At 53.5% G+C, this 11,330-nt stretch carries 9 protein-coding genes and 2 pseudogenes; 6 read left to right on the top strand and 5 right to left on the bottom strand.

From position 1 onward, the window contains the following. Positions 1-238, top strand: a pseudogene (locus tag ACLKMW_RS25710) (cupin domain-containing protein); the annotation flags it as partial. 218 nt (positions 239-456) lie between these two features. Here the strand turns inward: ACLKMW_RS25710 and ACLKMW_RS25705 are convergent. The 5 genes and pseudogenes from ACLKMW_RS25705 to ACLKMW_RS25685 all read right to left on the bottom strand — a co-directional run. Continuing rightward, a pseudogene (locus ACLKMW_RS25705) lies at positions 457-654 on the bottom strand (heme-dependent oxidative N-demethylase subunit alpha family protein); the annotation flags it as partial. A 432-nt stretch (positions 655-1,086) separates the two neighbouring features. Beyond that, positions 1,087-1,923 carry an ABC transporter permease gene (locus ACLKMW_RS25700; RefSeq protein WP_415727367.1) on the bottom strand — a complete coding sequence of 279 codons (837 nt, stop codon included), beginning with the start codon at positions 1,921-1,923 and terminating at the stop codon, positions 1,087-1,089. Between the two features lie 12 nt (positions 1,924-1,935). Continuing rightward, positions 1,936-2,832, bottom strand: coding sequence for an ABC transporter permease (locus tag ACLKMW_RS25695; protein WP_415727366.1), 897 nt, complete (start codon positions 2,830-2,832; stop codon positions 1,936-1,938). After that, the gene (locus ACLKMW_RS25690) at positions 2,819-3,892 is read right to left on the bottom strand and encodes an ABC transporter ATP-binding protein (RefSeq protein WP_415727365.1); all 1,074 of its coding nucleotides are present in this window, start codon (positions 3,890-3,892) and stop codon (positions 2,819-2,821) included. The genes ACLKMW_RS25695 and ACLKMW_RS25690 overlap by 14 nt, the downstream gene beginning before the upstream one ends. A gap of 36 nt (positions 3,893-3,928) precedes the next feature. Next, complete coding sequence (locus tag ACLKMW_RS25685; protein WP_415727364.1) at positions 3,929-4,999, bottom strand: ABC transporter substrate-binding protein; 1,071 nt, start codon at positions 4,997-4,999, stop codon at positions 3,929-3,931. Between the two features lie 633 nt (positions 5,000-5,632). On the opposite strand from ACLKMW_RS25685, the gene ACLKMW_RS25680 reads away from it, so the two are divergent. The 5 genes from ACLKMW_RS25680 (at position 5,633) to ACLKMW_RS25660 (ending at position 10,647) form a co-directional block, all read left to right on the top strand. After that, positions 5,633-6,442, top strand: a complete 810-nt coding sequence (locus ACLKMW_RS25680; protein ID WP_415727363.1) for an IclR family transcriptional regulator — start codon at positions 5,633-5,635, stop codon at positions 6,440-6,442. Beyond that, positions 6,443-7,129 (top strand): cyclase family protein, encoded by a 687-nt coding sequence (locus ACLKMW_RS25675; protein WP_415727362.1) that lies wholly within the window; start codon positions 6,443-6,445, stop codon positions 7,127-7,129. A gap of 182 nt (positions 7,130-7,311) precedes the next feature. Further along, the gene (locus ACLKMW_RS25670) at positions 7,312-8,112 is read left to right on the top strand and encodes a fumarylacetoacetate hydrolase family protein (RefSeq protein ID WP_415727361.1); all 801 of its coding nucleotides are present in this window, start codon (positions 7,312-7,314) and stop codon (positions 8,110-8,112) included. Beyond that, positions 8,109-9,113 carry a 2-dehydropantoate 2-reductase gene (locus tag ACLKMW_RS25665; protein WP_415727360.1) on the top strand — a complete coding sequence of 335 codons (1,005 nt, stop codon included), beginning with the start codon at positions 8,109-8,111 and terminating at the stop codon, positions 9,111-9,113. The genes ACLKMW_RS25670 and ACLKMW_RS25665 overlap by 4 nt, the downstream gene beginning before the upstream one ends. A 10-nt stretch (positions 9,114-9,123) precedes the next feature. Beyond that, the gene (locus ACLKMW_RS25660) at positions 9,124-10,647 is read left to right on the top strand and encodes an acyl--CoA ligase (protein ID WP_415727359.1); all 1,524 of its coding nucleotides are present in this window, start codon (positions 9,124-9,126) and stop codon (positions 10,645-10,647) included. Positions 10,648-11,330 lie beyond the last annotated feature (683 nt).

Below are 11,330 nucleotides of genomic sequence, written 5' to 3'. Positions count from 1 at the left end.
CGAACCTTACCTCATCACGCTCAGCGAGGATTCGGACGTGTTTCCGACTTTCCAGCATGACGGAATGGAATTTCTCCACATGTTAGAGGGCGAGGTGGTTTATCGGCACGGCGCCAATCGCTACAGGATGATGCCGGGCGATAGTCTGTTCTTCGAGGCAGACGCGCCGCATGGGCCCGAAGAACTGACCAAACTGCCGATGCGCTATCTATCGATCATCTCCTATCCGCAGGGGCGGCGACCCTGCCTGCAAGCGCGGCGCTCCACTGACAGGCACACGGCGCCGTCTGGGCATCTCGGGCGCTGAACCAAAACAGGGTGATGCGCAGCCGCATCACGCTCTTGTTTATTGATATTGAAGTTTATGAACTTCGTCTCACTCCGATCCCAACTTTTGTCGGAATTTAGCAGCGGGAACCGGTTTTGCGCCCGGGTTCCCGCTGTAGCGAGAGCGTCTTAGTCCGGGCCGAAACCTGACGAGGTCGGCGCGCCGTCATCATATTTGGAAAGCCACTCCACGACGGTTGGGCGGTAGCGCGTCAATCCCTTGTACTCTGCCAGCTCCTCCGGCAGGTCACGCAGCACGCGATGGAAGCCGCGTGCCCATTTGGGCGAGGTCACCAACTCATCCCTCTTGATCAAATAGCAGCGGATTGTCTTGGGCACGCCGGTATAGCTTCAGAAGAGGATAATAGGAAACGATCGCCGCAGTTTTCCACCGGCATTAGAACCCGATCTGTCAATGATCGGGAATCAGGAAATTCTGGTGTGGGGTGTGAAGGGCACGCCGCAAGTGCTCAATCAGCCGAAGCTGGCCAGGGTTGCACCTCCGTCTTGTTTCGGAGCTATGGAGCTATTCGCGATTTCGCAATACATCGTTACGACAGAGACGAGGTCGATCAAGGAATGGCCGCTTTTTGATGAGTTCGGACGAAAGGGATCCCAACTTCTGGACCCCTTGAGACCATCGGGTAACTAGCCCTCGGGAAGGTCTTTGGCCAGCTTAACGGCTTCGACAATCTATGTGCCGCTCTAACGTATGCCGCCCTCTAAACCGCGTAGGGGGCGGGCAACGTGTCGTATGCCCTATGTGGCTGTAGTAACTGACAGCCCAAATATTTTTTCGAGCACGAAGACCAGCAACACCACGAGGACCATTTGGACGGTAGAGGCGGCGGCCACGACTACCTGCTCAGAGCCGTATTGTATCTGGCTGTAAATCTGCACCGGCAAAGTTGATAACCCCGGACCGGAGAGAAAAAGCGTTGCGTTGATCTCGCCGAATGAAACTACAAACGCAAAGATGGCACCCGCAACAATTCCCGGCTGAATGCTCGGCAGCGTAACCTTAAAAAATGCCCGGGCTGGAAAGGCGCCATGGATTATCGCAGCTTCTTCGATCCGCATGTCAAATAGATCAAGGCTTGAAATCACCGAACGCACGACGAATGGAATACCAAGGAGAATATGAGCCGCAGCCACTCGTGCGAGCAACGGGAGGTCCAGCGTTTGGAAGTAAAGAAGCAGTGCCACACCAAGTATCAACCCAGGAAATATCAAAGGTGTGAGCAGCAGCGCATTGATCGCGCCTCTAAGGGGAAATCGACCGCGAACCAGCGCAATTGCCGCAAGTGTTCCAAGTACCACCGACACTGCAGATGAAACGATTGCAATAATAACACTCCACTTTAGCCCCGCGACCATGTCGCCAGTAGCGAAAAATTCGAAGTACCAGCGCAAGGATAGTGCACGTGGCGGAAAAACCAGGGCAGAGGACGGATTAAAGGACGAAATAATGATAACTATGATCGGAAGTAAAATAATCGCGTAGGCGAAAACGGTCAGGATGAATAATCCGGCTGATATCACACGCTTGTCGAAAATTTTATTCACCAACTGGAGGGATGTTTGTGAGTGATGCATGTGACGTATACCCTATGAATTTCTGCCAAGAATTTGCATAAGAGTGCCACAGCACGCAGTTGTAGCCAGCACCAAAATCACAGACAGCGCGGCAGCTGACGGCCAGTTAAAACTGGATGTTGCGTCGAAAATCAAATTTCCGAGAAGTTTGACTCGCGGCCCGCCGAGTAAAAACGAAATGATGTAAGTACTCATGGCGATCGTAAAGACGATGACCGCGCCGGAGACGATTCCTGCTCGACTTAATGGGAGTGTGACATTCAAAAAGACCCGCACCGGACTCGCACCGTGGGCCGCCGCCGCTTCTCGTAAAACTGGATCGATGGTAATCAGCGTGTTTGTTATGTTGATTATCATGTACGGAAGAAGTATGGACGTTAACCCGATCAAGACAGTTGCTTCCGAGTACAGTAGCGGAAGCGGATGTTCTGTAATCCCCCACGATATGAGAAGCTGGTTCGCAATGCCGCGACTGCCTAGTAGGGCAATCCATCCGTATACCCGCACGACTGTACTCAGTAGTAACGGAAACAACAGAAGTATAATTAGTTTTTTACGGGCGCTCGGACTTCGTCGCGAAAGCCAGTAGGCGGGCGGATACCCAAGCAGGAGGCAAAATGCCGTCGTTTGCAGGCTTATACTAAGGGTCAGCCATAAGCTACTAAGATAAAATTCATCTCTTAATGTAGCCAAGTAATTATTAAGTGTAAAAACGCCGTCATGGAAGCCCGAGCTGGACATACCATAAAAACTCACTGCACAGAACGTAACAGACGGCAGGATGAGAAAAACAAAATAGTATACCAAGCTGGGCGCTAGCAGGAATTCCGAACGGCTCCAGTTGATCAGGCGGTTGCCCGGATCACGAGCCGTCGCAGCAGGGTCAACGGCGACGTTATTGAGCGACAATTGCGGTTTCCTCCGGCTTCCAACTAACATTGATCTCGGACCCTTCCGTGAGACCACCACTACCTAGGTGGCTGCGGCTCGCGGCACGTGCGACGAGTCGGGTGCCCCTTCGAGTTCTCAGCACAAATCTCGAATCGCTACCTAGATAGGTTATACTTTCCACGACTGCTGGCAGGCCCCACCCCTTTGCCGACGATAGCTCGGCGAACTCAAGCCGTTCGGGCCGTACCGCAAGACGGATTTTGTCGCCTATTGCGAAAGGTTGATTTGAGGCGACGGGTAAATGCACACCTTCTATCTCGACGCACATCCCCGCTGTGGATTTTGTAAAGATTCCTTCTAAGAGGTTCGCGCTCCCTAAGAAGTCCGCAACAAAAGCGTTTGCCGGCTGTTCATAAAGGTCGCGTGCAGTCCCTTGCTGGGCGATGCAGCCATCGCGGAAAATCGCGATGGCGTCGGACATAGAGAGTGCCTCCTCTTGGTCATGGGTGACATAAATAGTCGTGACGCCCAACTGACGTTGCAACGAGCGCAGTTCACTCTGCATTTCAACCCTGAGCTTTCGATCCAAAGCGCTCAACGGTTCATCAAGTAGCCATACTGCCGGGCGTACGGCTACTGAACGTGCAATAGCGACACGCTGCTGTTGGCCGCCGCTAAGCTCCTTGGGATATGCGTTTTCGCGCCCCGCCATTTGCACCATTTCCAATGCTTGGCGGGCTCGTTCGAAGCGCTCTGCTTTTCCGCAGCCACGCATTTCAAGCCCGAAGGCAACATTGTCGAGTACAGTTCTGTGGGGAAACAGTGCATATTGCTGAAAGACCATGCCAATATCACGCCTGTGAGGGGGCACGTCATTGACAACGGCGCCACCAATCTTGATGACCCCCGAGTCTGGTCGCAGGAAGCCAGCTATCAGCCGGAGCAGCGTGGTCTTGCCGCTGCCGCTTGGACCCAACAGAGAAAAGAAACTGCCCTCCGGAATGACCAAGTTCGCTTGTGATACAGCCCAGGTTGATGCGTATTTTTTTGAAACATTCGATACTTCCACAGTCGCCATTTTCACCCCTCCGCTGGCATCACACTTTGCCTCTCACTACCGCCCAACAATGCGGTTCCAAGAGTCTGTCAGTTCGGCGCGGTTGGAGTTAAGCCAGGAATAATCCACAGAAATGAAGCGCTTTTCCTCCTCTGGAGTCCAGGAAACCTTTCGTACCAGGCCCTCGTCGGCGAACTCCGTCCATTTCTTGTTTGTTGGTTGAAACCCAAGTTTTTTGGCGTTGGCCGCTTGGAGCTGCGGATCCAGGGTAATATTTATGTAAGCTTCGATTTGCTCTTTTTTCATGCTGCCTTTCACCGGACTGAAGCCCCAGGACGTCAAAAATCCTCCTTCGCTTGGCAGCACGAACTCCGTTGATCCGCCCCAATCCCGTAGCTGAAGCCATTCGGCACGGCCAATCCAGCCGATCGCAGACTCTTCCTGGAATAGACTCCGAGCGTTTGCTTGCGAGTCTACGGTCCAGATTGGATCCAAATCAGCCAGCCGTTTTAAATGATCCAGGCCCGTTTTTGTGTCTTTGTAGTCCTTACCTGCCGCCAACGCCGATAGAAGAATCACGTGAAGTCCAAACGAATGGACGATCGCCGGTAAAACGATTTTTCCTTTGAATTCTGGATTCCAGAGGTCGGCCCACGAAGTCGGCGGCTTGCTCACCATCCTTGGATTGTAGCCAAGCCCCAAGCCATTAAAAAGAAAAGAGGTATAATTCGGGGTTACGAACCGGCTGTCCACGTCCTTGTGGTTCGTGAAAGCGGGCGAGTCATAGTTCACTTCGTCGAGGATGCCTTCGGAAACAGCTCTTGGAAAAAAAGAGTCGGCCAGGCAAATCAAATCATATTCGCCGCGCTCTATTCCCAACTTCGCTTTTGCTATCCGAGCGGCGTTATCCGATCCTGTATCATGAAGGACTGATAAGTTAGTGACGGAAGTAAATTTGGCATCGATGTTCTGTTTGTTCCAAGTAGCCCAATCGCCTCCAAAGTCACTGACGACTAACTGATCGGATTGCGCCCGCGCCGGTCCACCCAAACCAAACGCTCCGGCCCCGCTGGCTAATGCGGCCGCAGACCACTTGATAATTTCTCGGCGACTGAAATCTTTCCTCATAGACGAGTTCCCGCTCGTTGATCGGCGCCATGCTATCGCGTTTTTCGGCGCTCTGTTGCTTCTAGTCGAATTGGCTCCTGTAATTCCCGCCTCTTAGTGTGAGTTGAATTACACTCGCTTCAAATTACAGGCGGTCACATCTGTACTTGCGATGACGGCAAGCAAGCTATACATGGGCATCGTAGAAGGTTTCATATTTGAAACTAGCTACTCTTATATGAAACACCCTAATGGGATCAAAAGTTGCCGTCAACAAAAAATTACTGCTACGGTGCTGCAGTTGGAGCTCGCCAGCTCTTAACTGAGTCTTCAAAGACCAGGACCATTACCGGTCCCAGGGTGCTTTGAATGTAGCAGCAGTGCGTAGCGGGTAGTTCATAATACAAGCCGCGAGTTCCCGCCGTGCGCAGATGTCGCCAACCAGGAGCTTAAGCGAAGCAGTCCGATGCTTATTCGCTTTAGCGGATGCAGGCACCTCGAGGCGCTCGACATTACCGCACGCGCTCGGGTCGGCATCAGTTCATCAGCACATCATAACGCCAGCTATTTAATCGCCGCCATTATGTGGCTTGACAAATCCAAAGAAGTAGCGATATTTCATATATGCACCACTCGTCTCATATGTGAAACATCATGTCGCGGACTCAGCCGCCTGCATCAGGGGCCGTATTAAATGCCCTCGCGATTCTGGAGTCGTTTGATGAGCAGCACGTTTCTCAATCTCTTTCTGAGATCAGCCGTCGGCTAAATATCGCCAAAGCATCTGCGTATCGGAATCTTGGCGCACTTGAAAGGTACGGATACATTGTACGTAATCCGGTCGATCATACCTACTCACTTGGCCCGAAGGTCTTGGAGCTGTCGCAACGGTTCCTTCAACACAATCCGCTTGTAACTGTCGCGCGCCCCATTTTGGAGGAGGCTGCCGCAGCAATTGGTGAGACGGCACATTTAGGCGTCCTGGATGGCTGCGATGTCGTCTATATCGAGACTGCCGAGAGCTCCCAACGGGTCCGAGCGCTGGTAAAGAGAGGAGATCGTATAGCCGCCCATGTTGTCGCGTCTGGTAAGGCGATCTTAGCCTATAGTGACAACGCGCCCATTGAAGCCGTTCTTGATGCTGGCTTGGCTGCCAAAACGTCGCGCTCTTTGACTTCAAGGGAAACGTTTCTTGCTGAATTGGCAATGACGCGGGAGCGTGGCTTTGCATTTGCCATTGGTGAATGGGTTGAGGACGTGGTGGCGGTCGCCGCTCCAGTTTTCTCCCACTTAGACCAAGTTGTGGGCGCAATTGGTATAGCCGCTCCCCGCTCACGGTTGGATGCAGCGGATCTCATGGATATTGGACTAAAAATACAAGAATATGCAGCCATTGCTTCGTCAAAGCTCGGCAGTACCCACAATAAAACTTTCAGTTACGAAGCCAAACAGAGGGACTTGTAGATGGCGACGATAATCGATTTGGCCGTTCCAATTAAAGATGGGGATGGTCGACTTCAGTCCAAAGTGGAATTTTCAACGCCCTATACATATGACGCGTTGAACTGGCAGGGTTCGTCTGTCTGCATGTTTTGCCATCATGGCACTCACGTCGATGCTCCCAATCATTTCATAAAAGACGGGGCCTCGATCGATGAAGTACCAATTAACTCCCTCATAGGGCCCGCCGCAGTGATAGATCTTTCCGATCATGCGGATAGCTGCGCGATACATGGCGACACGTTGGAAGATCGCGGGCGCCATACGCAGCGAGGTGATATCGCGATACTGCGGACCGACTGGAGCGACAAACACTGGGGTACTGATAGATTCTGGACCAGCGGTCCCTTTCTAGCCAATAGTGCGGCGGAGTGGCTCGTCGAACGCGGCGTGAAAGCAATAGTATATGATTTTTCCGAAGAATTCGTTGTGAGAAAACCGGGATTTCGGGGGGAAGAGTGCGAAATCCACCATAAAATACTCGGTAACGATATATATAATATTGAATATGTGCGAGGTCTTGGCAAAATAGCTGCTCCACGGACGGCAATTGTAGCAATGCCACTTAAGCTAGTAGGCCTTGATGGATCACCTGCGCGAGTTGTCGCCCTTGAGGGAGTTGATCTCCCTCGCGAATTCGAAGTTAAGTAGAGAAAAATCCTGAGTTTGGTGTCGAAACAGCACCGCCTCCGTGTAATGATCTTTCTTCGACGTATAAATGGAGAAATGAGACACGTTTCTTGTGCCAATGCATTTACTTGCGATACGACATCTTGGAAGCGCTTTGGGTCATTTTAGACATATCTGTAGAATCAACCAGATTACGATAGGGTATGTATCAAACCATGAGATGGATAAGGTATTCTGTAGACAACAGGGTTGGGTTCGGCACGCTTCGGGATAATGTTATTGAGGAATATGAAGGAGACATGTTTGGGTATAGCACTAACACAGGAAAGACTATCGGTCTTTACTCGGTAAAGGTGGAAACACCTTGCGTTCCTAGCAAGATGATCGCGCTATGGAACAACTCCCGAGCTGTTGCGTCAGCTCAGAATCTCGAGGTCCCGACCGAACCTCTTTTCTTTCTAAAGCCCCCTAACTGCTTCTTGGCGCATGATGCCGTTTTGAAAACTCCGATATCTGGTGCGAGCCGCGTTCTCTATGAGGGTGAGCTTGGCATCGTCATCGGGAAGAGCTGCAAGGACATCTCTCACGAGGACGCGGGCTTGGCGATCTTCGGCTATACGTGTGTCAACGACCTTACTGCCCTCTCCCTGTTGCAGGCTGAGGCCGGGTTCATGCATTGGAGCCGCGCCAAGGGGCTGGATGGATTTGGACCATTTGGTCCGGTTATCGCGACCGGGCTCGACCCATCCGGCCTTGTAGTTCGGACGCACGTCAATGGACGGCAACGCCAATCCTATTCCGCTTCCGATTTCATCCTTAAGCCGGATGCGATCGTCAGCCTTGTTTCGCGTGGAATGACGCTGCTTCCTGGCGACGTGATCGCCTGCGGAACTTCGACCGGGGCCGGTCCAATTCCTAAGGAGGGCGCCGTCGATGTAGAAATTGATGGTATTGGCGTACTGCGCACCCACTTTCGTGGAGTGCGCGAGGATAATCCAACATGAGAATCTGTGTTGTTGGCGCGGGGGCCATTGGCGGCCTTCTGGCTGCCGAACTTGCCGCATCGGGCGAAGACGTCACGGTGATCGCGCGAAGTGCGCATTTGAAGGCAATCAAAGAGAACGGCCTCCGCCTGCAGCGTCATGACGGCAACGAGGTCGTTACCCAAGTCGCAGCAACCGACGAAATTACCAAAATCGGGCCGCAGGATTTGGTCATCCTCGGCGTCAAGGCCCACCAGGTCGGCGACATCGTTGGTGATCTGCCTTCCACCTTTGATGACGATACTATCGTAATGACCGCTCAAAATGGCATTCCGTGGTGGTATTTCGACAAAGTAGGAGGCCCGTTCGAAGGTCAGTCGCTTGAAAGCGTCGATCCGGGCGAGAAGATCCGAAACTCTCTGCCAATCGATCGTGTTATCGGAAGCGTGGTTTACCCAGCCGCCGCAATCATCGGCCCAGGCCACATAAAGCACATCGAAGGCAATCGCTTCGCCATTGGCGAACTCGACGGATGCGAAAGTGCGCGCATCAAAACCGTATCGGAAACTCTTCGCAAGGCGAGTTTCAAGGCGCCTATTTTGACCGATATCCGTTCTGAAATTTGGACCAAACTCTGGGGGAATTTAACATTCAATCCGATAAGCGCTTTGACGCACGCCACCTTGGAGGAGATTTGCCAGTATCCTCACACAAGACAGCTAGCAACCAATATGATGTTGGAGGCGCAGGCCATCGCCGAGAAGCTAGGCATTCGCTTTAAGGTTTCTCTTGAAAGGCGCATCGCAGGAGCCGAAGCGGTCGGAGCGCACAAGACATCTATGCTCCAGGACGTCGAGGCAGGGCGCTTCTTAGAGATCGACGCTCTCGTCGGCTCGGTTGTCGAGCTTGGCCGCCTTTCCGGCACTCCTAGCCCGCATATCGATGCGATTTACGCCTGCGTGAAATTGCTCCAGAAGACGCTTCACAATTCGGCTGGCCACCTGCACGTGGAGCCGAACTAGGAGGAGACAGATGAACGATAGTATTTGGAAATTACTGTCGGCCGGCTCGGACAACGCAACAGCGATCTCTGCACCCGGCGCGGCCGCTTTGACATTTTCCGGCCTGCGCGACTTGGTTCAACGGACCGTGGCCGATCTCAATGCGCGCGGGATCGGACGGGGTGCCCGTGTTGCCATCGTTCTGCCGAATGGACCTGAGATGGCTACGGTCTTCCTGAGTGTAGCAGCTGGTGCGACCGCCGCGCCTCTCAATCCTGCATATCGCCTTCAGGAGTTCGAATTTTACATGTCTGACCTCGGTGCATCACTGCTGATCTGCCAGAAGGACATTGATACACCAGCCCGGGAGGCGGCTGCCAAGCTCGGCGTGCCTATTCTCGAACTCGTCGCCGACGGATCGGGGTTCGCGGGCAGTTTTGAGTTCACCGGGTCGAGAACTGAGGGCTCCGTAGGAATTTTTGCCGAAGCAAACGACGTAGCGCTTGTGCTTCACACTTCCGGGACGACATCGAAACCGAAGATCGTGCCTCTCACTCAGAGAAACGTCACAACCTCTGCCGCGAATATTACTGCGGCAACCCAACTCACAAGCCACGACAGATGTCTGAATATTATGCCGTTGTTCCACATTCATGGGCTCATTGCAGCCTTGCTCGCGCCCCTTTCCGTCGGCGGTTCGGTGTGCTGCACGCCTGGATTCAACGCACTCAAATTCTTCTCCTGGATGAGCGAGGCGGCGCCTACATGGTACACAGCCGTGCCCACAATGCATCAGGCTATTCTCGCTCGAGCCGGCCATAACCGCGAAATTATCGACCGCCAGCCGCTGCGTTTCATCCGTTCTTCATCGTCGGCATTGCCGCCGCAGATCATCACCGAACTGGAGGCCGTCTTCGGCTGTCCTGTCCTTGAGGCATACGGCATGACGGAGGCGGCGCACCAAATGGCTAGCAACCGGCTGGGCCAAATCGTCAGAAAGCCGGGCTCCGTCGGACAGGCCGCCGGGCCTGAGATCGCGATCATGAACGAAAATGGCGACCTCCTGCGGCAAGGTGAAACGGGGGAGATCGTCATTCGCGGACCTAATGTGACCCTCGGCTATGAGAACAACCCGGGAGCGAATGCAACAGCCTTTCAGGATGGCTGGTTTCGGACTGGTGATCAGGGCGTTCTGGATCAGGACGGCCACCTGAGGGTAACGGGGCGCCTGAAGGAAATCATTAATCGTGGCGGTGAAAAAGTTTCTCCTCGCGAGGTGGACGAAGTTCTAATGGACCACCCAGGCGTTGCCCAGGCGGTTACCTTCGCCGTGCCCCACGACAAGCTCGGAGAGGACGTTGCCGCGGCAGTCGTGCTCAAGGAAGGTGCGAATGCCACCGCGAAGGAATTGAGGCAGTTCGCGTCTGATCGGCTCGCGACATTCAAGGTGCCGCGGAAACTCGTCATTCTCGACGAGATTCCCAAAGGTCCCACCGGCAAATTGCAGCGGATCGGACTGGCAGAAGTGCTGAGCAGTACGCTGCGAGAACTGTAAGTGGATTGAAGAACAATGCCCTATCACTCTAGCGCTGAAGCGCCTGCTCATCACAGAGAGCAGTGGTGACAAAGCAGTTCCGGCCACGGTCGGGCTGCCGCTTTGCCACAGAGTCCTTCCATCTCATTGGGGCAAGGTAACGCCACGTCTTACCTTGATGGAATAGGACGTGCTTGAACGTCGGAGAGAACGATTCGGTGCTACCAGGGCCTTTGTATCGAGAATCCGGTTGCCGAAAGACGGCTTTATCAAAGTAGAAATACAACAGTGAATGGCGCCTCACCCCGCGCGCTATCTAATTTAGCTGAAAGAAAAAGAGCGTGAGGCAGCTGCGCATAAACCTCTTTTCTATTGAGTTTTTTGAGTTGTGAGCTTCGTCTGGCCCGATCCGAGCTCACATCGCGAGTTTACCAGCGGGAACTGGGGTACAGTCGGTTCCCACTGGGTAGAGCGTCTTAGAGCGCCGTGCGTCCAATCGGACGCACAAAGGACGCTCTAACACTTTGTATTGAGCATCGGATCGATCCGAACCGGATTCCACTTTTCGGTCCGATGCTCTAGTCCGGGCCGAAACCTGGCGAGGTCGGCGCGCCGTCATCATATTTGGAAAGCCACTCCACGACGGTTGGCCGGTAACGCGTCAATCCCTTGTACTCTGCCAGCTCCTCCGGCAGGTCACGCAG

Origin of the sequence: Borborobacter xinjiangensis (assembly GCF_047739745.1) — a bacterium.
Taxonomy (GTDB): domain Bacteria; phylum Pseudomonadota; class Alphaproteobacteria; order Rhizobiales; family Rhizobiaceae; genus Pseudaminobacter.
This window is presented reverse-complemented; position numbering and strand designations above follow the sequence as displayed.

Bases quoted from the DNA above. Each gene is read 5' to 3' on its own strand.
- ACLKMW_RS25670 (WP_415727361.1), top strand. From the start codon at position 7,312: ATGTATCAAACCATGAGATGGATAAGGTATTCTGTAGACAACAGGGTT.
- ACLKMW_RS25680 (WP_415727363.1), top strand. From the start codon at position 5,633: ATGTCGCGGACTCAGCCGCCTGCATCAGGGGCCGTATTAAATGCCCTC.
- ACLKMW_RS25675 (WP_415727362.1), top strand. From the start codon at position 6,443: ATGGCGACGATAATCGATTTGGCCGTTCCAATTAAAGATGGGGATGGT.
- ACLKMW_RS25665 (WP_415727360.1), top strand. From the start codon at position 8,109: ATGAGAATCTGTGTTGTTGGCGCGGGGGCCATTGGCGGCCTTCTGGCT.
- ACLKMW_RS25700 (WP_415727367.1), bottom strand. From the start codon at position 1,923: ATGCATCACTCACAAACATCCCTCCAGTTGGTGAATAAAATTTTCGAC.
- ACLKMW_RS25690 (WP_415727365.1), bottom strand. From the start codon at position 3,892: ATGGCGACTGTGGAAGTATCGAATGTTTCAAAAAAATACGCATCAACC.
- ACLKMW_RS25685 (WP_415727364.1), bottom strand. From the start codon at position 4,999: ATGAGGAAAGATTTCAGTCGCCGAGAAATTATCAAGTGGTCTGCGGCC.
- ACLKMW_RS25660 (WP_415727359.1), top strand. From the start codon at position 9,124: ATGAACGATAGTATTTGGAAATTACTGTCGGCCGGCTCGGACAACGCA.